At 45.0% G+C, this 21,429-nt stretch carries 19 protein-coding genes, 2 tRNA genes and 1 pseudogene; 2 read left to right on the forward strand and 20 right to left on the reverse strand.

Annotation, left to right across the window (positions count from 1 at the left end):
- Positions 1–3: 3 nt before the first annotated feature.
- From lpdA to CFR83_RS07345, 3 genes are read right to left on the reverse strand one after another with little or no spacing between them, the layout of a single operon-like run.
- Entirely contained in the window at positions 4–1,440 is a 1,437-nt protein-coding gene (gene lpdA / locus CFR83_RS07335) for a dihydrolipoyl dehydrogenase (RefSeq protein WP_088813411.1), read from the reverse strand.
- Positions 1,441–1,466: 26 nt separating this feature from the next.
- Positions 1,467–2,678, reverse strand: coding sequence for a 2-oxoglutarate dehydrogenase complex dihydrolipoyllysine-residue succinyltransferase (odhB, locus tag CFR83_RS07340; RefSeq protein WP_088813412.1), 1,212 nt, complete (start codon positions 2,676–2,678; stop codon positions 1,467–1,469).
- A gap of 50 nt (positions 2,679–2,728) precedes the next feature.
- Complete coding sequence (locus CFR83_RS07345; RefSeq protein ID WP_088813413.1) at positions 2,729–5,584, reverse strand: 2-oxoglutarate dehydrogenase E1 component; 2,856 nt, start codon at positions 5,582–5,584, stop codon at positions 2,729–2,731.
- A 310-nt stretch (positions 5,585–5,894) separates the two neighbouring features.
- Between CFR83_RS07345 and CFR83_RS07350 the strand changes: the two genes are divergently transcribed.
- Positions 5,895–6,629, forward strand: coding sequence for a helix-turn-helix domain-containing protein (locus tag CFR83_RS07350; protein ID WP_088813414.1), 735 nt, complete (start codon positions 5,895–5,897; stop codon positions 6,627–6,629).
- A gap of 32 nt (positions 6,630–6,661) precedes the next feature.
- Here the strand turns inward: CFR83_RS07350 and CFR83_RS07355 are convergent, their stop codons facing one another.
- Both CFR83_RS07355 and CFR83_RS07360 read right to left on the reverse strand, forming a co-directional pair.
- Positions 6,662–6,946: an H-NS histone family protein gene (locus tag CFR83_RS07355; RefSeq protein WP_088813415.1), complete on the reverse strand. Its 285-nt coding sequence runs from the start codon at positions 6,944–6,946 to the stop codon at positions 6,662–6,664.
- A 195-nt stretch (positions 6,947–7,141) separates the two neighbouring features.
- Positions 7,142–7,504 carry a hypothetical protein gene (locus tag CFR83_RS07360; protein ID WP_088813416.1) on the reverse strand — a complete coding sequence of 121 codons (363 nt, stop codon included), beginning with the start codon at positions 7,502–7,504 and terminating at the stop codon, positions 7,142–7,144.
- A gap of 255 nt (positions 7,505–7,759) precedes the next feature.
- On the opposite strand from CFR83_RS07360, the gene CFR83_RS07365 reads away from it, so the two are divergent.
- Entirely contained in the window at positions 7,760–8,350 is a 591-nt protein-coding gene (locus CFR83_RS07365) for a rhodanese-like domain-containing protein (protein WP_088813417.1), read from the forward strand.
- Between the two features lie 16 nt (positions 8,351–8,366).
- On the opposite strand, the gene CFR83_RS07370 is transcribed toward CFR83_RS07365, so the two are convergent.
- The 15 genes and pseudogenes from CFR83_RS07370 to CFR83_RS07440 form a co-directional block, all read right to left on the reverse strand.
- Positions 8,367–8,443 (reverse strand) — tRNA-Pro (locus tag CFR83_RS07370).
- 8 nt (positions 8,444–8,451) lie between these two features.
- Entirely contained in the window at positions 8,452–8,817 is a 366-nt protein-coding gene (locus tag CFR83_RS07375) for a MerR family transcriptional regulator (RefSeq protein WP_088813418.1), read from the reverse strand.
- Between the two features lie 12 nt (positions 8,818–8,829).
- Positions 8,830–9,156 (reverse strand): annotated as a pseudogene (locus tag CFR83_RS07380) (integration host factor subunit alpha); the annotation flags it as partial.
- Positions 9,157–9,170: 14 nt separating this feature from the next.
- Positions 9,171–11,612, reverse strand: a complete 2,442-nt coding sequence (gene pheT, locus CFR83_RS07385) for a phenylalanine--tRNA ligase subunit beta (protein WP_088813420.1) — start codon at positions 11,610–11,612, stop codon at positions 9,171–9,173.
- Between the two features lie 19 nt (positions 11,613–11,631).
- Positions 11,632–12,678, reverse strand: a complete 1,047-nt coding sequence (gene pheS, locus CFR83_RS07390; RefSeq protein WP_088813421.1) for a phenylalanine--tRNA ligase subunit alpha — start codon at positions 12,676–12,678, stop codon at positions 11,632–11,634.
- A 13-nt stretch (positions 12,679–12,691) separates the two neighbouring features.
- Complete coding sequence (rplT, locus tag CFR83_RS07395) at positions 12,692–13,051, reverse strand: 50S ribosomal protein L20 (RefSeq protein WP_088813422.1); 360 nt, start codon at positions 13,049–13,051, stop codon at positions 12,692–12,694.
- A 23-nt stretch (positions 13,052–13,074) separates the two neighbouring features.
- Complete coding sequence (gene rpmI, locus CFR83_RS07400; RefSeq protein ID WP_088813423.1) at positions 13,075–13,272, reverse strand: 50S ribosomal protein L35; 198 nt, start codon at positions 13,270–13,272, stop codon at positions 13,075–13,077.
- 146 nt (positions 13,273–13,418) lie between these two features.
- Positions 13,419–13,940, reverse strand: a complete 522-nt coding sequence (gene infC, locus CFR83_RS07405) for a translation initiation factor IF-3 (protein ID WP_088813424.1) — start codon at positions 13,938–13,940, stop codon at positions 13,419–13,421.
- A 42-nt stretch (positions 13,941–13,982) separates the two neighbouring features.
- Positions 13,983–15,905: a threonine--tRNA ligase gene (thrS, locus tag CFR83_RS07410; protein ID WP_088813425.1), complete on the reverse strand. Its 1,923-nt coding sequence runs from the start codon at positions 15,903–15,905 to the stop codon at positions 13,983–13,985.
- An 87-nt stretch (positions 15,906–15,992) separates the two neighbouring features.
- Positions 15,993–16,069, reverse strand: a tRNA-Val gene (locus CFR83_RS07415).
- Positions 16,070–16,097: 28 nt separating this feature from the next.
- Positions 16,098–18,020 (reverse strand): RelA/SpoT family protein, encoded by a 1,923-nt coding sequence (locus tag CFR83_RS07420; RefSeq protein WP_088813426.1) that lies wholly within the window; start codon positions 18,018–18,020, stop codon positions 16,098–16,100.
- Positions 18,004–18,807 carry an alpha/beta fold hydrolase gene (locus tag CFR83_RS07425; RefSeq protein ID WP_243383428.1) on the reverse strand — a complete coding sequence of 268 codons (804 nt, stop codon included), beginning with the start codon at positions 18,805–18,807 and terminating at the stop codon, positions 18,004–18,006. The genes CFR83_RS07420 and CFR83_RS07425 overlap by 17 nt, the downstream gene beginning before the upstream one ends.
- A gap of 233 nt (positions 18,808–19,040) precedes the next feature.
- Entirely contained in the window at positions 19,041–19,811 is a 771-nt protein-coding gene (locus CFR83_RS07430) for a 3-hydroxybutyrate dehydrogenase (protein WP_207758583.1), read from the reverse strand.
- A 41-nt stretch (positions 19,812–19,852) separates the two neighbouring features.
- Positions 19,853–20,761, reverse strand: a complete 909-nt coding sequence (locus CFR83_RS07435) for a cation diffusion facilitator family transporter (protein WP_088813429.1) — start codon at positions 20,759–20,761, stop codon at positions 19,853–19,855.
- Between the two features lie 7 nt (positions 20,762–20,768).
- The gene (locus tag CFR83_RS07440; protein WP_088813430.1) at positions 20,769–21,419 is read right to left on the reverse strand and encodes a CoA transferase subunit B; all 651 of its coding nucleotides are present in this window, start codon (positions 21,417–21,419) and stop codon (positions 20,769–20,771) included.
- Between the last annotated feature and the right edge of the window lie 10 nt (positions 21,420–21,429).

Here is a 21,429-nt window from a genome sequence, read left to right on the forward strand (position 1 = left end):
ACATTACATGTTCAATGCGCGTTTATCAGTTGCCAAAGCAGCTTCTCTTACCACTTCAGACAAGCTTGGATGTGGATGGCAAACACGGCCGATATCTTCAGCAGCCGCTTTGAACTCCATGGCAACTGCAGCTTCAGCGATTAAGTCAGAAGCAGCATTACCAACAATGTGTACACCCAAGATTTCATCAGTTTGAGCATCAGCCAATACTTTGACAAAACCATCAGCAGCACCCATACCTAAAGCACGACCGTTGGCCGCAAATGGGAACTGACCTGGCTTGTAAGCACGGCCTTCTGCTTTTAACTGTTGCTCTGTTTTACCTACCCAAGCAATCTCAGGAGATGTGTAGATCACCCAAGGAATGCAGTTGTAGTCGATGTGTGGTTTTTGACCCGCAATCACTTCCGCCACTAAGACACCTTCGTCTTCAGCTTTGTGTGCCAACATTGGTCCACGTACCACGTCACCAATAGCGTAAACGCCAGGAGCAGCCGTAGCACATGTGTGGTCATCAATTGCAATGAAACCACGCTCATCAGTCTTAAGACCAATCGCTTCAAGGTTCAAACCATCTGTATTAGGTACACGACCTACTGATACGATCAAACGATCACACTCAAGGGTTTGAGCAGCACCCGCGTTATCTGTATAAGCAACAGTCACGCCCTTCTTAGTCGCCTTCACATCACCAATCTTTACGCCTAAATTAATTTTTAGACCTTGCTTAGTGAATAGCTTTTGAGCTTCTTTCGCAACGCCTTCATCACAAGCTGCCAAGAATCCTGGCAAAGCTTCAAGAATCGTTACTTCAGCACCCAAACGACGCCAAACTGAACCCAACTCCAAACCAATCACACCAGCACCGATCACACCCAACTTCTTAGGTGTTGAACCGAATTTCAAAGCGCCTTCGTTGTCGCAAATCAATTCGTTATCAACTGGCATGCCTGGTAAATGGCGCGCTTTAGAACCTGTAGCAATAATTACGTTTTTAGCAGTTACTGTGCCAGCATCTTTGCCATCAATCTTGACTTGATAACCATCAGCACCCTTACCTGCAAATGAAGCATGACCTCTTAACAAAGTGATTTTGTTCTTGCGGAACAAGAACTGAATACCACCTGTCATTTTTGTCACGATGTCATCTTTACGAGCAATTACTTTTTTCACATCAACGCTCACGTCCTTCACAGTAATACCGTGATCAGACACGTGATGTGCAATGTTTTCATACTCTTCTGATGTGGCTAACAAAGCTTTTGATGGGATACAACCCACGTTCAAGCATGTACCACCCAAACGTGGCTCACCCTTAGGATCATCGTAAGCATTGCTCTCTGCGCAAGCTACTTTGAAACCCAATTGAGCAGCACGGATCGCAGCGATATAACCGCCAGGACCACCACCAATGACTACTACGTCAAAATTTTGACTCATGTTATTTCCTTTAGCAGTTGTGCAAATTAAAGGTCTAATAAAAGACGTGCTGGATCTTCCAACGCTTCTTTCATAGCAACCAAGCCCAACACTGCTTCACGACCATCAATGATGCGGTGGTCATAAGACATAGCTAAGTAGTTAATTGGACGAACTACTACTTGACCGTTTTCAACCACAGCACGGTCTTTCGTTGCATGGATACCCAAAATCGCTGATTGCGGTGGGTTGATGATCGGTGTAGACAACATAGAACCGAAGATACCGCCGTTAGAGATTGAGAATGTACCGCCTGATAATTCTTCTAATGACAATTTGCCATCACGAGCTTTAGCACCAAACTCTGCAATTTTCTTCTCAATGTCAGCCAAACTCATTTGGTCTGCATCACGCAAAATAGGTACTACTAAACCACGTGGTGAACCAACAGCAATACCAATATCAAAGTAGCCGTGGTAAACAATGTCATTACCATCAACAGATGCGTTCAAGATTGGGTATTTCTTCAAAGCGTGTACTGCTGCTTTAACGAAGAAAGACATAAAGCCCAACTTGGTACCGTGTTCTTTTTCGAACTGGTCTTTGTACTTGTTACGCATTGCCATTACTGGAGCCATGTTGACTTCATTGAATGTTGTCAAAATCGCATTAGTTTGTTGAGACTGTAATAAACGCTCAGCAATACGAGCACGCAAACGGCTCATTGGTACGCGCTCTTCAGGACGGCCACCAATATTTACTTGCGGCGCAGCTGCAGCTGCAGCCTTAGGTGCAGTACCAGACAATGTTGCTAATACATCACCTTTAGTCACACGACCATCTTTACCAGTACCACCAACTTGAGCAGCTGATAGATTGTTTTCTGCCATCAATTTAGATGCTGAAGGCATTGCTTTTGCACTTGCTGCAGGAGCCGCTGCTGGAGCAGGAGCTGCCGCTGGCGCAGCTGCAGGAGCTGGTGCTGGAGCAGCGGCTGCAGGGGCAGCAGCAGCTTTAGCAGCGCTATCAATTTTTGCAATCACTTGGTCAGATACCACTGTACCGCCGTCACCAACAACGATCTCAGCCAATACACCAGCTGAAGGTGCAGGAACTTCTAACACCACCTTGTCAGTTTCGATTTCAATCAAGATCTCATCTTGAGCAACCGCTTCACCGGCTTTTTTCTTCCAAGTCAACATAGTTGCTTCTGCAACTGATTCTGATAATTGTGGAACTTTGACGTCTACGATAGCCATGTTCTTTTTCCCTTATTTTCTATAGAGTATTTGTTAGTGTTACTTACTTGTTATTTAGTTAGTACAAAACCTTTGAGCTTGCCAAATGCCGCTTCCACCAAAGCTTTTTGTTGGTCTTGGTGAAGATGGGCATAACCACATGCTGGTGAGGCTGATGCTGGACGACCTGCGTAGCCCAACTTCTGACCTTCTGCCATGTTCTCGTGGATGTTGTGCTGAATGAAGAACCAAGCACCTTGGTTTTGTGGCTCATCTTGACACCAAACAATCTCAGTTGCTTTTGGATACTTCTTCATTTCTGCAGCAAAGGCTTTGTGTGGGAATGGATATAGCTGTTCCACACGAATCAATGCAACATCGTTTTGTTTTTTAGCTTCACGCGCCTTCACTAGGTCGTAATACACCTTACCTGAGCAAGCCACCACACGGGTTACTTTCTTAGGATCAATGTTTGCGTCTAGCTCACCAATCACTGTTCTGAACTCACCTTTAGTGAATTCAGTGATTGGTGAAGTCGCATCCTTGTTTCTCAACAATGACTTAGGCGTCATGATGATCAAAGGCTTGCGGAACTGACGAATCATTTGACGACGCAACAAGTGGAAGATTTGAGATGCAGTTGTTGGTTGTACAACTTGCATGTTCATGTCAGCACACAATTGCATGAAGCGCTCAGGACGAGCTGATGAATGCTCTGGACCTTGACCTTCGTAGCCGTGAGGCAACATCATCACTAGACCATTAGCACGACCCCACTTCACTTCACCTGAAGCGATAAATTGGTCGATCACCACTTGCGCACCGTTCACGAAGTCACCGAACTGGGCTTCCCAAATCGTTAATGTGTTTGGCTCAGCTGCTGCATAACCGTATTCAAAACCTAATACAGCCTCTTCAGACAAGATAGAGTCAATCACTGTGAATGGAGCTTGATTGTCTGCAACGTGTTGCAATGGAATGTAAGTACCCGTGTCCCACTTTTCACGATTTTGATCATGAATCACCGCATGACGGTGTGTGAAAGTACCGCGACCTGAATCTTCACCAGATAAACGAATTGGGTAACCACTCGCCACCAATGAAGCAAACGCCATGTGCTCGCCCATACCCCAGTCAACGTTCACCTCACCACGACCCATCGCAGCACGGTTATTTAAAACGTTATCAACTAAGTTATGTGGCTTAAAGCCTTCAGGCACTTTTGTAATACGCTCAGCCAAACGTTTCCACTCAGCCAAAGGAATTGCTGTATCAGCTGAGTCAGTCCACTTCTTGTTTAAGAATGGAGACCAATCAACCGCATACTTACCTTTAAAGTTAGAAATCACTGGATCAACAGTGTGCTTACCAGCATCCATCGCAGAACGATAGGCTTTCACCATCTCGTCACCACCACCAGCAGCTAATATACCTTGCGCTTCTAATTTATCTGCATACAACTTGCGTGTGCCTGGGTGTTGACCAATTTTTTTGTACATCAAAGGCTGCGTCAATGCAGGCGTGTCTTGCTCGTTGTGACCCAATTTACGGAAACAGATGATGTCAATCGCAACGTCTTTCTTAAACGTATTGCGATATTCAACCGCCCACTGAGTAGCCAATACCACTGCTTCTGGATCATCACCATTAACGTGCAATACAGGAGCCTCGATTGTTTTAAGGATGTCTGTACAGTAAAGAGTTGAACGCAAGTCGCGTGGGTCTGATGTGGTGAAACCGATTTGGTTGTTAATCACAATATGAATCGTGCCACCTGTGTAGTAACCACGAACCTCAGCCATCGCTAGAGTTTCTTGCACCACACCTTGACCAGCAATCGCGGCGTCACCGTGAACCAAGATTGGCATCACTTGTGAACCAGTTGCATCGCCACGACGATCCATACGAGCACGCACAGAACCTTCTACCACTGGGTTAACGATCTCTAAGTGAGATGGGTTAAATGCCAATGACAAGTGCACTGGACCGCCAGGAGTTGTAACGTCGCTTGAGAAACCTTGGTGATACTTCACGTCACCTGCAGGCAAATCTTCTGGCGCTGTGTGATCAAACTCAGCAAACAAATCTTTAGGCATCTTGCCCAAGGTGTTCACCAATACGTTCAAACGACCACGGTGGGCCATACCGATCACAATCTCTTGCACGCCGGCTGTACCTGCCACACGAATCACTTCGTCCATTGAGGCAATGAAACTTTCACCACCCTCTAATGAGAAACGCTTTTGACCAACGTACTTAGTATGCAAATAACGCTCTAAGCCTTCAGCAGCTGTGAGGCGCTCTAAAACTTGTTTTTTCTTTTCTGGTGTGAAAGCTGGAGTAGCTCTTGCGGCTTCCAACTTCTCTTGCCACCAACGCTTGATCTTTTGATCAGTGATGTACATGAACTCAGCACCAATCGTGCCTGAGTATGTTTGACGCAAGTTTTGTAACAACTCACGCAAAGTCATGTTGTCTTTGCCAAAGAATGTGTTGCTTGTGTTGAACACGATGTCCATGTCAGCATCACCCAAACCATAGAAGGCTGGATCAAGCTCAGGAATATTTGGGCGCTCTGTGCGCTTGAGTGGGTCTAAATCAGCCCAACGGTTACCAACGTTTCGGTGAGCAGCAATCAACTGTTGAACAGCAACGCGTTTACGGCCAAGCTCTGAGTCTGCTGAATCATTGATCACTCGAATCGGACCTTGCTTTGCACGCTCTGCAAAAGCATTCACAACAGGTGCATGTGGCACGTCGTGTTTGGTGGATCCGTCAACGGCAGGAACTAACTGAACATTGTCGAAATACTCGCGCCAATAGTCAGAAACAGAAGCTGGGTTTTCAAGATAGGCTTCGTAGAGTTCTTCTACGTAGGGGGCGTTACCGCCAAAGAGATAAGAACTACCTCTGTAGGACTGCATCATATTGCTCACCTTTCATCGGGTATCCCGAATTTGTAGTGGGTTTAAACCTTCCGCGACACGGCTTGACCGGTTAGCGGATTGCGAACTAGTTGTAACTGCAACGGAAGGAAATTCCGCAAACGAGAGCTTAACACGTCTAAACCAACATTTGCGTTACTTTTTTACTGAAAACACTGTAAACCTAAGGCTTTAAGAGCGCAGTTAGGTTTTTCCCCTAAGAAAATAAAGGGTTCTAGCAAGTCTTTTGTAAGAAATTTCCTACAACAAAATCAGAATTAGCCGATTTGCAAAGCCAATAAATCTATTTACGATGACATCTCCATTAACAATTAATAGGAAAGAAATGATGGAAATTAAAAATCCAGAAAATCCTAAAGATTACTTGAGCACCCGCCAAAGCGCGCGCCAGCTCCAAGTATCACTAGGTACCGTCCAAAAGATGGTTGAAACTGGCGAATTACTGGCTTGGAAAACCCGAGGTGGTCATCGCCGTATCCTCTGCTCCTCTTTAGAGAAACTACTCAAAAGACGGCGCATGGGCATCAGGGAACGTAGCGCCGAGCAATTTTTGGTGTTGGCAGTTTTAAAGCAGCCCGAACAGGCTGAGAACTTTAAAAAGTTAACTGACGCCTGGAAGTCAGCTCCAGAAATCTACTTGTGTACAGATACCCTAGAGGCGCTGATGCAAGCAGTTTCTTTATCTCCTGACATTATCTATATCGACCCTAAATTACCGCCGGTTGAACAAGTTCATTTATTGCATTATTTAAATAAACACGTTCACACCCAAAATATCCCGGTATTAGTCGAATCTGAGTTTATTAAAAAGAATCCTCAAGTGCAGAAAATGCCAAGCAATAAAGGTAAAGATGCAAAAACTGAGAAAAATCCTAATTTACCTAGAAAGATGATTATTAACCCCATGATCAAATCCTATAAATCACAGGATTTACTGCTAGAAGACGGGTCTGTTAATGAGTCTTATGCAGAGAAAATGGAACAAATCATATTTGAGTGTTTGGCCAAGAAATACGAAGGGGCCTGATCAACAGGCCCCAGTAATTAATTCTTTATTGATTAAATAGCGAATTTATTACGATCTTGTCCTTCAATCCATTTTGGAGCCTTACCGCGACCAGTCCATGTTTCACCCGTGGCTGGATTGCGGTATTTAGCTGCTACCTTACCGCCGCGTGAACCAGCAGTTCCTTTACGAGTAAAAACATCAGAAGCGCTTAAGCCATATTGCTCAATAATCGCTTTAGCTTTGGCAATACCCTCAGCTTTTTCGCGAGCTTTTGCTTCGATAATTTGTTTTTCTAAAGCTTCTTTTTGAGCCAATAACTCTTGATATGTAGCCATTTATTCTCCGCTTATTTGATATTTATTAAGTAGATACCCAACTGTTGTTGAATATGGGCAAATAATAATATCTATTTTAAGAAAAATAAATAGTTATATAAATAAATAGGGTTATTAATTAAATAATCCTATTTATATAATTATTATAATTTTTGTTAATTAATATAAAAAATCTGATTAGATTCTTATATTTAGTTAACTAGCAGGCGTTGCCGGGACTGTTTTCCACCCCTCTTGGCAACTTTGCACATAAGGGTAATAAGTCTGTGAAGACTGGCAGTAATACCAAACAGGCGGCAAATTTTGAGCCTGGATGGGTTGAGGTGGAGGCGGAGCAACCACCACGGGAGCCGGGGTGACATAAACCGGTTGAGAATGAACAACTCTTGGTTCCATCACGGAATAAACCACCAACCCACCGATCAAGGCTGGCGCAATCCAATGACCATGGTGGTGATGGCGATAGCCATGCCCATAGTATCCACCTGCGTAAGCACCTGTTGATGCTAGTAGGCTTGATAACACCAATGTAGTGATGATTTTCTTGAACTTTGACATGGCAACCTCCTCAGAAGCCTAACTGTAGTTATAGCTTAGTTTTACCTCTTTAACGGATAGTTCCGGTAGCTAGTTGACAGTTTTAGTAAATATAAAAAATGTTGGTAGCACCCAATGAATGCCACCAGCAAAAAATAAGGCGCGAACAGTTAGAAATATCCAGTAATTAGTAATTTGTCAGAAAGCTGCGACGCCCAAGATACGTCATCCATTACGGATATACATAATTTATAACGTTGTTTATCAGGGAGAGTCATGAAGAAATTACTCATCGCAGCAATCACCACATTAGCTAGCCAGCTAGCTTGGTCACAAGCTGCAACAATTGCACCAGGTACCCCTCTTAATATTTTTGAGGGGAAAAAAGAAGTGGTGATTCAGACTAGCAAAGGTCCCATCACTATTACACGCGTGATGACACCATGCGCTAAGAATGGTGGCACGCTACAACCATTAATCCCAGTTCCTGGCATCGTTCCTGTAACTGAAACTGAAATCATTGAAGCGCTAGGTGATCAGAATGTTTTGGTAGTTGATATGCGTGACTCAAACGATCGAGTTAAAGGAACCATTCCCGGTTCAATTGGTATCCCATACACTGAAATTGCAATGCGCATGGATGAACTTGGCTGCAAAAAACTACCTGATGGTAGCAAGCAAAAGTGGGACTGCAGCCAGGCTAAAAAAGTTTATGGCTTCTGTAATGGTCCAGTTTGCCCTCAAAGCCCTTCTGCATACAGAGCAATGGTGCGTGAAGGCTTCCCAGCCACTAAGATTCATTACTACCGTGGCGGCATGCTTGATTGGGAAGCACTAGGTCTAACAACCGTTAAAGGTGAGTTTTAATTAAATTTGTGTGAGTTGGTCGGGGCGAGAGGATTTGAACCTCCGACCACTTGCACCCCATGCAAGTACGCTACCAGGCTGCGCTACGCCCCGACTGAAACTTATTTAGACAGTATCTGAAGTACTGCCATCAACTCATCTCTGATGGAGGATGGTCCAGCTGGAATCTCTTGTATTTGATGCCCATTGGTCTCATCCAAACGAAGTCTGGCACCACTGATCGTAAAACCCTCTTCATATAAGAGTTCACGAATTCTTCTGATTAGAACAACTTCATGATGCTGGTAATAACGGCGATTACCTCTTCGCTTTTGAGGTTTGAGTTGGTTGAATTCTTGTTCCCAATATCTCAAAACGTGCGGCTTCACTTCACAAAGCTCACCCACCTCACCAATGGTGAAGTAGCGCTTCGCTGGAATTGGAGGGAGGCTATCCCCGGCAATCATGCCGTTACCGTTCTTTTCCATACGTGAAACTCGTTAGAGCTTAGGATCGACCTTGTCTTTGAGCTTTTGACTGGCATGGAACGTCACCACGCGTCTAGCTGAGATGGGCACCAACTCTCCAGTTTTTGGATTGCGCCCAGGTCTTGCTGATTTTTCTCTTAATTGAAAATTGCCAAAGCCAGAGATTTTTACATCCACACCAGCGTCCAAAGAAGCGCTGATTGTTTCAAAAAATGAATCAATTAAATCTTTGGCTTCACGCTTGTTTAGACCAACTTGGTCAAACAATGCGTCTGATAATTCTGCTTTTGTAATCGTGCCCGCTTCACTCATGTCAGGTCTCCGTTTTTCTCTGGCTTCTTAACTTTATTCAATTAACGAATTCTAGCTTTGCATTTTACGCTCATAGCGTCAAGCAATGCCGAAATCACCGGTTCAATCTGTGCATCTTGTAATGTACCCGATTCATCTGACAAAGTGAGCCTGAACGCCAAACTCTTCTCATTTTCAGCCATACCGCCCATACGACCCGAGCTTGGCTTAAATTCGTCAAATAAATCAATTTTCTTTACTAGCAACTGTTTCGCTGCCTTCATCGCATCCAATAACTGGGCAACAGATACTGACTGATCAACCACCACAGCCAAGTCCCTAGTCACCGCGGGGAACTTACTGATAGGACTGATCGTTGGCAAACCAATATCCTGAATCGCCGCCCAATCAATCTCAAATACCACTGGCGCGCCAGGTAAGTCATAAGACTGTTGTAAACGTGGGTGCAATTCACCAACAAAACCTAAAGTGATCTCTTTGCCACGCTTTTTAATAGTCAACTCAGCGCTGCGGCCTGGATGCAAAGCAGGATGTGCGAATGTTTTTGCTTTTAACTCTAAAGGCGCTAACAATGCTTCTAGGTCACCTTTAACGTCAAAGAAATCTACAGAGCGACTTGGCGTACCCCATTGCTCAGGTAAGGCTGGGCCATATGCCAAACCTGCCACACGAATCGGTTGATCGTAGCCAGCAATACTTAACTCACCCACTTGTGCTTCTGGATTGCGATTAAATACACGCCCCACTTCAAATAAACGCACACGACTGGCTTTACGGTTTAAGTTTTGACGCAAGTTTTGCACCAACCCACCAATCAAGTTACTGCGCATCACAGACAATTGGCTAGCAATTGGATTAAGCACTTTAATTGGATTGGTATTACCTGCTAATTTTTCTTCTGTATCGGCATCAATAAAACCAAAGTTCAAGACTTCTTGGTAACCTCTTGCCGCAATAGCATGGCGCAATTTATGAATGCCACGACGTGCTTCATTGGTGCCCTGCATACGTTGCTCAGCAACCGGCGGGTTAGCAGGAATGTTTTCAAAGCCATAAAGCCTTGCAACTTCCTCAATCAAATCTTCTTCAATCTCAATATCAAAACGATAGCTAGGCGCTTTAACAACAAATGCCTCATTGCCTTCACGCTGATATTGCAAACCAATACGATCAAATAAACCGGCAATCACATCTGCTGTTAATGGCACACCAATTACTTTTTGTGCACGCGCCACACGCAAACGCACATCAGCACGCTTAGGTAAGTTAATGACCTGATCATCCACGGGGCCTAATTGACCACCGCAGATTTGAGTAATCAAACCAGAAACAAACTCAAGTGCATCAACAGTGCCAGCAGGATCTACACCACGCTCAAAACGATGCGCTGCATCGGTTGAGAAATTAAATCTTCTCGCACGCCCCTGAATGGCTGTTGGCCACCAGAATGCTGATTCGAGATAAATGTCTTGTGTATCCAAAGTGACAGAGCTTGGATTACCACCCATGATGCCTGCAACACTTTCAACACCATTAGCATCAGCAATCACGCCAACACCTTGGCCATTCAATGGCGCCACAGAAACTGTTTGGCCATTCAATAACTCTAATTCTTCACCATCGCGACCCCAACGCACTGTGAGATCACCTTTGATTTTTTGCAAATCAAATACATGGGTTGGCTGACCAATTGCCAACATTGCATAGTTGGAAATATCAACCAATGCAGAAATGCTTCTTTGACCAGCACCTTCTAAACAGCGCACCATCCAGTCAGGTGTTTTTGCTTTAGCGTTCACACCTTTGATCACTCGACCTGCAAAACGACCACATAAGTCTGAGCTCTCTACAGCTACTTTAATTTTGTCTTGAATAGAACTGGCTTGCGCTTTAATTTCTGGTACACATAGCTTTGCACCTGTGATGGCAGCTACTTCACGCGCCACACCTAAAATAGATAAACAATCAGCTTTGTTCGGCGTTAACTTGATCACAAAGATGGTGTCATCAAGTTTTAAGTAATCACGAATGTTTGCGCCAATTGGCGCATCCGCTGGTAACTCCATGATGCCATCAGCTTCTTGAGGCACACCTAGTTCATTACCTGAACACAACATGCCTTGCGACTCAACACCACGTAACTTACCCAACTTAATTGCAAATGGTTTACCACCCTCTTCAGCTGGCGGCAATTGAGCGCCAACCAAAGCACATGGAATCCTGATACCAGGTCTAGCATTGGGTGCACCACAAACAATTTGCAATACATCACCACCGGCGTTAACTTTACAAACGCGCAAACGATCAGCGTCTGGGTGCTGTGTAGCTTCTAATATTTCTGCAACAACCACTTGCGAAAATGGAGGCGCCAAAGGACGAGTTTCTTCAACCTCTAAACCAGCCATGGTCAGAGCATGAGATAACTCTTCAGTGGTTAAATCAGGATTAACGTATTGCCTGAGCCAAGATTCTGAAAATTGCATAGTGTTTGCTCAGTGTTTATTAAGCTGGGAATTGAGATAAGAAACGAATGTCGTTTTCAAAGAACAAACGCAAATCGTCAATGCCATAACGCAACATGGTTAAACGCTCTAAGCCAGAACCAAAAGCAAAACCAATGTAACGCTCAGGATCTAAACCCATGTTGCGTAGTACTGTTGGATGCACTTGTCCTGCACCTGAAATCTCTAACCAACGACCCGCTAACTTGCCAGAACCAAAGGCCATATCAATTTCTGCTGATGGCTCTGTGAACGGGAAATAGGAAGGACGGAAACGAACATCAATAGCATCCGTCTCAAAGAATGTTTTCAAGAAATCGGTATACACGCCCTTAAGATCGGCAAAAGAAACACTCTCTGCAATCCATAGGCCTTCAACCTGATTAAACATCGGTGAATGCGTTGCATCACTATCCACACGATAGGTACGCCCTGGTGCAATCACTTTAATTGGTGGCATCACCGCATCTTTAGCATGGCGTGCCACGTGCGCGCTCGCATAACGAACCTGCATAGGACTGGTATGCGTACGCAGTAATAATGGTTTATTTTGCTCATCAACACCTTCAACGTAGAAGGTGTCTTGCATGGATCTGGCTGGATGATTTTCTGGGCTATTTAAAGCCGTGAAATTGAACCAATCGTTTTCAATTTCTGGACCGTCAGCCACATCAAATCCAATAGAACGGAAAATCTGTTCCACACGCTCCCAAGTACGCATCACAGGATGCAAACTACCCACGTCTTGACCACGACCCGGCATGGTGACATCAATAGCTTCTGCACTTAAACGAGCTTGTAAAACGGCATCAGCCAAAGCTTGGCGACGCGCTGTGAGCGCTGCCTCTACTGCTGCTTTAACTTGATTAATTTCTGCGCCGGCTGCTTTGCGAGCCTCAGGCTCTAACCCACCTAGCGATTTAAGACGCTCTGTGAGGATTCCGGATTTACCGAGGTAACGTGCCTTGGCGTCTTCGAGGGCCGCCGAATCGGCGGCACCATCGAAGTCCCGCTTGGCATCCTCGACAACTTGGTCGAGTGAAACCATCTGCGGGCCCTACTTACGCTGCTACTACTGTTTTGATACGAGCGACTAAAGCAGCAAAAGCTGGTTTGTCGTTAATCGCCATGTCAGATAGAACCTTACGGTCTAACTCAACACCCGATTTCTTCATACCATTCATGAATACGCTGTATGTAACATCGTATTGACGAACAGCAGCATTGATACGTGCAATCCACAAAGCACGGAATACGCGCTTCTTATTGCGACGGTCACGGTAGGCATATTGGCCTGCGCGCATAACCGCTTGTTTAGCAATACGGAATACATTCTTACGACGGCCACGGTAACCTTTGGCAGCATCGATAACTTTTTTATGACGGGCTCTAGCTGTAACCCCGCGTTTGACTCTTGGCATGTGATTCTCCTATTCGTCTGAGGTTAAGCGTAAGGCATCATTGAACGTACTGATTTCACATCAGAATCATGTACGTTAACTGCACCGCGAAGGTGACGTTTGTTCTTTGTCGTCTTCTTGGTAAGAATATGGCGCTTAAACGCTTGACCACGTTTAATAGAACCGCTTGCGCGAACTCTAAAACGCTTAGCTGCACCGCTTTTCGTTTTCATCTTGGGCATAACTGCTCCCTTTTCACTAATTTGTACGACTTAGGTGGCAATCGACGATTGCACTTCTATTACCCAGACATACTTCTAATAGGACTTTCGTCCTTCTCCGGTCAAACTTTCATCTGCCGGGTTACTTCAACTACTGTTGCCAGTAATTATTTCTTCTTCACTGGAGAAAGAACCATCACCATTTGGCGACCTTCCATCTTTGGAAACTGCTCTACTTGGCCATATGGCTCTAGATCAGCTTTCAATCTCTCCAACATACGCACACCAATTTCTTGATGGGCTAATTCACGACCTCGGAAACGCAAAGTGATTTTAGTTTTATCACCGTCTTCTAAGAACTTCACAAGATTGCGCAACTTAACGTTGTAATCACCGTCATCAGTACCAGGGCGGAATTTAACTTCCTTCACCTGAATTACCTTTTGCTTTAACTTCGCTTCGTGAGCTTTCTTAGCTTCTTGGTATTTGAATTTGCCGTAATCCATCACACGGGCAACCGGAGGTTCTGCCGTAGGGGCAATCTCCACCAAATCTAATTCACTCTCTTCCGCCAGTCTTAAAGCTTCGGCTAGTTTCACCACACCTAGTGGTTCACTGTCGTTGCCAATCAATCGCACTTCGGGGGCAGTAATTTCCCGGTTAATACGATGCGTTTTCTCAGTAGCTATTTCGCGTTTCCTTCAAAAATTTTTAACAAGACCTTGCTCACCTCAGGCTAGCTGGGGTCCGACCTTCTGGGATACATCCTGTTGGAGTCGGGCAATGAAGTCGTCGATGGGCATAACACCTAAATCGACACCACCTCTGGCGCGCACGGCCACCGCATTTGCTTCACATTCCTTGTCACCGACAACGATGAGATAAGGAACCTTTTGCATTGCGTGCTCACGGATTTTAAACGTAATTTTCTCGTTCCGCAAATCGACTTCGGCTCTAAATCCTTGTTTTTTGAGGATTTGCTGAACTTTTTCAGCATATTCTGCCGAATTTCCGGAAATATTCATCACTATGCACTGAGTTGGTGCAAGCCAAGTTGGCATCGCGCCAGCATGGTTTTCGATCAAAATACCAATAAATCGCTCTAAAGAACCCACAATCGCGCGGTGCAACATCACCGGTACTTTGCGATCATTGTCTGCAGAAACATATTCCGCACCCAAGCGTAAAGGCATCGAAAAGTCGACTTGCATGGTGCCGCACTGCCAAGAACGACCAATCGAATCTTTCAAGTGGTACTCAATCTTAGGACCGTAGAAGGCGCCCTCACCTGGCAACTCTTCCCACTCTTGGTTCGATGCTTTTAAGGCATTTCTAAGAGCCGCTTCAGCTTTATCCCAGATTGCATCATCACCAACACGCTTAGCAGGACGAAGCGCCAACTTAACAGCAACTTCAGTAAAACCAAAATCTTGATACACCGCACGCACTGCTTTATCAAAATCAGCCACTTCAGACTGAATCTGATCTTCTGTACAGAAAATGTGTCCATCATCTTGAGTAAAGCCACGTACACGCATCAAGCCATGCAAAGCACCTGATGACTCATTACGATGACACTGACCAAACTCACCGTAGCGAAGTGGTAGCTCTCTGTAGCTATGCAAACCTGCGTTGTAAATCTGAACATGACCTGGGCAGTTCATCGGCTTAAGAGCATAAGCACGATTCTCAGACTCAGTCGTGAACATGTTGTCTTTGTAGTTTTCCCAGTGACCTGATTTTTCCCAAAGTGCGCGATCCAAAATCTGTGGCGCTTTCACTTCTTGGTAACCATTCTCTTGGTACACGCGGCGCATGTACTGCTCAACCTGTTGCCAAATTGACCAACCTTTTGGATGCCAGAAGATTAGGCCTGGTGCCTCTTCTTGGAAATGGAATAAATCTAATTGCTTACCTAATTTACGGTGGTCACGCTTCTCAGCCTCTTCCAACATGTGCAAGTAAGCTTCTTGATCTTCTTTTTTAGTCCAAGCCGTACCGTAAATACGTTGCAACATTTCATTGTTGCTGTCACCGCGCCAATAAGCCCCGGCAACCTTCATCAATTTAAATACTTTTAATTTGCCCGTAGATGGTACGTGAGGGCCACGACATAAGTCTGTGAAACCACCCTCTGAGTAAAGTGATACATCTTCATTGGATGGAATGCTCTCAATCAACTCGGCTTTGTACTTTTCACCAATGCCTTTGAAATACTTCACTGCCTCGTCGCGACTAACCACACGACGCTCAACTTTTTCATCTTTCTTAGCCAACTCAGCCATGCGCTTTTCAATCGCGGCCAAATCATCAGGTGTGAATGGGCGGCTATAAGAAAAGTCGTAATAAAAGCCAGTGTCAATCACAGGACCAATGGTTACCTGCGCCTCTGGATAAAGCTCTTTAACCGCATAAGCTAATAAGTGTGCTGTTGAATGGCGAATGACTTCCAATCCCTCAGGATCTTTGTCAGTCAGAATCGCTAAATCACTATCAGAGTTGATCAAGAAACTGGTATCGACCAATTTGCCATTGACCTTACCCGCCAAAGCAGCTTTAGCGAGTCCCGTACCAATGCTTTGTGCCACCTCAAAAACGGTCAACGGAGCAGGATACTCACGCTTAGATCCATCAGGTAATGTGACGACAACCATATCAACTCCAAAAAATTGGGCGCGGCGCTCTGGGATCTTGTTTCGAACCTAGGGCTTTCCGCGCCTATATCTGTACTTCAAATTCGTTGGTAGGCTCGATTGGAATCGAACCAACGACCTCTACCATGTCAAGGTAGCGCTCTAACCAACTGAGCTACGAGCCTATTGAGTCCATAAGTTTATCACTTGTGACTACTTCCTTCTTGCCTCAGTGACCCCTTTAACCTCTAATAAGGCAGTTAAAGCATGTTGCAAACCATCGGTTGAGGCAATCTCAATTGTGAATTGCATGCTTGCCACCCCTTTGCGTGATTGTGTTTTAACGCCAGTGACATTGATCTTTAAGCGTGAAAAAACTTCAGAAATGTCACGCAACAAGCCTTGGCGATCGACCGCCATGAGTGCAATGTCCACTGGGAACAAAGATTTACTGCTGGAGCGATCACCCCACTCAGTCAGCACCACCCTCTCAGGAGCTCTTGCTAATAATTGCTTAAAGGTACTGCAATCTTGACGATGAATGGATACCCCACGACCTCTGGTGACAAAACCACTGATCGCATCTGGTGGCACAGGTCTGCAACAACGCGATAACTGCGTGAGTAATGAATCAACACCCACCACCAAAACATCGCCTTGATGTGCTTTAGCTTTGCTCTTACGCAAAATGATGTCTGGTAACTCTGGCTTAACTGGTTCTGCAATAGGCTGATCTTCTTTATCGCCCTCTTGCTCTGCTTGCAAAGCAGCAAACCAAGCACGCACCTTGGACCTGGCTCTATGAGTAGCCAAATAACCACGCTCAACGTTTAACCAATCAAGAGATGGGCCACCTTGTTTAATGGAAATGATTTCAACCGTTTGACCGTTTTTCAAACGAGTATCCAGCGGCACCATCGCACCATCGACTCTGGCACCACGACAACGATGCCCCAAATCAGTATGTACTGAATACGCAAAATCGATCGGTGTTGCTCCTTGTTGCAAAGGTATTACTTGACCGAGTGGCGTCAATACATAAATTTGATCATCTAACTCTTGACCCTTGAGTTGATCCCATGCATCTTCTTTCCAGGCAATCAACTGTCTTGCCCAAGCAATCCTACGGTCATACTCTTCCTTGGCACTCACCGTTCCTGAGTAACCTTGCTTGCCCGCCTCTTTGTAGCGCCAGTGTGCAGCCACACCATACTCAGCCTGCTTGTGCATTTCTTGGGTTCTAACTTGCACCTCAAATGAAATACCCTCTGAGTCCATCACCACCGTGTGCAAAGATTGATAACCATTGGGCTTAGGCCTTGCAATGTAGTCATCAAACTCTTTAGGTATAGGTTGCCAGACATGATGAACAATGCCTAAAGCTGCATAACAATCTTTTACATCCTCCACCAAAATGCGGAAGGCTCTCACGTCATAGAGTTGTGCAAAGTCAATTGCCTTGCCCTGCATTTTTTTCCAAATGCTGTAGATATGCTTAGGACGCCCCTGTACATCAGCCTTGATACCTGCAGCTTGCAACTCAGTATTCAGACGCTGCATGACTTGCGCAATGAACTCTTCGCGTTCAATGCGCTTGGAATCCAATAGTTGAGCAATCTGTTTATAGGTGTCTGGCGCTAAACAACGAAACGCCAAATCTTCCATTTCCCATTTGAGTTGCCAGATACCCAATCGGTTTGCCAAAGCCGCATCCACATCCAAGATGTCCTGTGCCCAGGATGACTTGGTCTCAATGCGTTGCGAGGTCACCCATCTAAGCGTTTGCAAAACAGATGCAAGATGCAAAAGCACCACTCGCAAGTCATGCGCAAATGCCAACAGCATTTTTCTTAATACTTCTACTTGGGCTTGGGCACTTTGCCCCAATTGATTAGCAGGCTGTCTTGCAATCTTGACTTGCGCTGCTTTAAGTCCACGGTAACCAATGATGAGCCCAGCCACCTCTTGGCCCAATTGTTTTTCTAAAGCCTCTTTATTGAGAGTGGAATCCAAGTACTCGGCTGCCACACAACTTGGTTCATCTAACTTTAATGACAAAAGAATCTCTTTCACGCCCAAGGCATGGGCATGAGAATCTTCACCAAACAACAAATCGGTATTAACTATAGAACTCACGTGCTAAGGATACCTGTTCTGGCGTAATAAATGCAGGGGCATGACCTACACCAGGAATCTCGATACTTCTAGCTCTAGGATTTCTGTGGCACATATCAGCCACCGTTTTTGCTGATAGCAAATCAGAATCACCACCACGCACCACCAACATATCAGCCTGTATTGCTTCATAGGCTTTCCAAGTCATCATCTCACCCATCACAGCGGTTGCCACCGTAACTGCTGCAAATGGCTTGGAAATATTAGGGTCGTAATGCAAGATCCATTCGCTACCATCTTTGATGAGATGTGGGCCGTTGTAATCCTTCCACTGCTGCGCATTGAAATTACCAAAAGGTGCGCAAATACGATTGAGATATAAAAGGCCTTCTTTTTTACTTTCAAAACGCAGTGGCTTACCCACGTAATCGCCTAAACGTTTTAAAGCAGCAGACTCAATCTTAGGTCCCACATCGTTCAAAATCATGCGACGAATTGGCGAATGCTCTTGACTGGCCAAAAAGATACCAATCAAACCACCCATAGAAGTGCCAAACCAATCAACTTTTTCCACACCTAATCTAGCAATCAGTGTGACCATGTCAGCAACATACTGAGGAATGCCATAGAGCATTGGATTAGGTAACCAATCAGAATCACCGCGCCCCACCACGTCTGGGCAAATCACTCGATAACGATCACTCATGGCTTTAGCTAAAACATTAAAGTCACTACCTCTGCGAGTTAAGCCATGCACGCAAATTAGAACGTTTTGATTATTAGGGTCGCCCCACTCGTGATAAGCCATGTTGTGCAAGCCAGAAGTACTGGCACATTGCACGTAGTGAGTACGACATTCAGGATCTTCAACATCCTGAATGTCTTCTACTGGGATTGGGTAATCAAGCTTTTGCTCAGGCTCAACCACCTGAATACTTTGCGCATGAGGAACCGTATTGAATGCCTCAGGCGCATTCGATGAAACATCTTCCGATGCTTCAGATTTAATGCCAAAAATGCGTTTTAGTAAACGCTTAAGCATTACTGAGCCACCCAACCGCCATCCATGTTCCAAGCAACACCACGAATCTGTGTTGCAGCAGGACTACAGAAGAACACCGCAAGAGCTGCTAACTGTTCAGGCGTTACAAACTCACCTGACGGTTGCTTTTCAGACAAGAGGCGTTTCTTGGCTTCATCGTTGCTTACCTGATCTTTTTCTGCACGTGCATCCACTTGCTTTTGTACCAATGGAGTTAATACCCAACCAGGACAAATCGCATTACATGTCACACCTGTTTGCGCAGTTTCCAAAGCAGTCACTTTGGTTAAACCAACGATGCCATGCTTGGCTGCGACATAAGCAGATTTCTGCGCAGAACCAACTAAGCCATGCACAGAGGCCAAATTAATAATGCGACCCCAATTACGTTGCTTCATACCTGGCAATGCCATGCGTGAAGTATGGAATGCTGAAGACAAGTTAATTGCAATGATGGCATCCCAACGATCTACCGGAAAATCTTCCACATTCGCCACGTGCTGAATACCAGCGTTATTCACCAAAATATCCACACCACCAAAACGCTTTTCAGCAGTTCTCATCATGTCTTCGATTTCGGCAGGTTTACTCATATCAGCACCGTGATACTCCACCTCCACACCAAATGCCTTAACTTCTGCAATAGCAGCATCTTTCTCGCCAAAGCCATTCATCACGATGTTGGCGCCTTGTTCTGCCAATGCTTTTGCGATACCCAAGCCAATACCACTTGTTGAACCTGTTACTACTGCAGTTTTACCTTTCAACATACTCATATCCACTCACTCCAAAAAGGATTAATGACAATTTTTTAACTAGGCATTTCCGGTTGCAAAGTCACATGATCAATCTCATGCTTTTCTCGCAACATCTTATTAATTTTTTCTAAGGTAATTGGCCAATCTTGTAGATCCCTGATTTCTACATGCCCAATTAAAGCAGGATGACCTGGTGACATTTCCCAAACATGTAAATCATGAACTGCTAGAACACCATCTATCTCTCTTAAGTCATGCCCAACCTGCACATAATCAATATGATGCGGCACACCCTCCATTAAGAAATGATAAGACTCTCTCAACACTTCGATGGTGGAGCGCAAAACTAAGAAACAAACAAACAACGACAAGATAGGGTCAATTTGCATCCAACCGGTGTACTGAATCACCACACCAGCAATCAGAGCTGCAACTGAGCCTAATAAGTCGCCCATCACATGCACTAGGGCAGCTTTTGTATTAACACTTTTCTTATCTTTAGATAAAACCCAAGCCACCACTAAGTTGATACACAAACCAATGATCGCAACAATAGTGACAGTTTGCCCCTGTACTTCATGAGGCGTATTAAATCGTGTTAGCGCCTCTGCGCCAATCCAAATAACTAAAGCCAACATCGCCAAACCATTGATGAACGCTGCTAAAGATTCAGCACGACCAAAACCAAAGGAATTCTTAATAGATGGTGGTCGTCTGGCAATGATTTGGGCTAACAATGCCAAACCTAGTGAGGCAGCATCGGTCACCATATGACCAGCGTCAGAAATTAGAGCCAAAGAGTTAGCCCAAAAACCTGCAAAAGCTTCAATACCTGCAAATGTGAATGTGAGCAATAAGGCAGTTAGCAAAATGCCTGTTTGATGAGTCTCACGGTAATGCAGATGCTGCGCATCACCCCTCTTGTGCGCATGCAAGTGAGAGGCGTGATGAGCAGAGTTCATTGCTTAATTAAACTGCGCTTGTATCTAACTTGCAACCAGTTTTAGAAACAACTTCTTCTTTGGTCACACCAGGTGCTAGCTCAATGAGCTTCATACCTTGCGGTGTCACATCAATCACTGCCAAATCAGTGATGATGCGATTCACCACACCCACACCTGTTAATGGCAATGTGCAGTTAGGCAAAATTTTGATGTCTTCTGTGCCATCTTTTTTCTTGGCCACATGCTCCATCAATACCACCACGTGCTTCACGCCGGCGACCAAGTCCATCGCACCGCCCATGCCTTTGACCATCTTGCCAGGAATCATCCAGTTAGCAAGATCGCCTTTTTCACTCACTTGCATAGCACCCAAAATAGCAATATTGATCTTGCCACCGCGGATCATGCCAAATGAGTCAGCTGATGAAAAAATAGCTGAGCCAGGCAAGGTAGTAATTGTTTGCTTACCCGCATTGATTAAATCTGCATCAACTTTGTCTTCTGTTGGGAATGGGCCAATGCCTAGCAAACCGTTTTCTGATTGAAGCCAAACTTCAATATCAGCTGGTACATGGTTAGCCACTAATGTTGGCAAACCAATACCAAGGTTCACATAAAAACCATCTCTTAATTCTTTTGCTGCGCGTGCAGCCATCTCATCACGATTCCATGCCATGATTCTTACT

The sequence above is a fragment of the Polynucleobacter victoriensis genome (assembly GCF_900187875.1).
In the GTDB taxonomy this organism is placed as follows: Bacteria; Pseudomonadota; Gammaproteobacteria; order Burkholderiales; family Burkholderiaceae; genus Polynucleobacter; species Polynucleobacter victoriensis.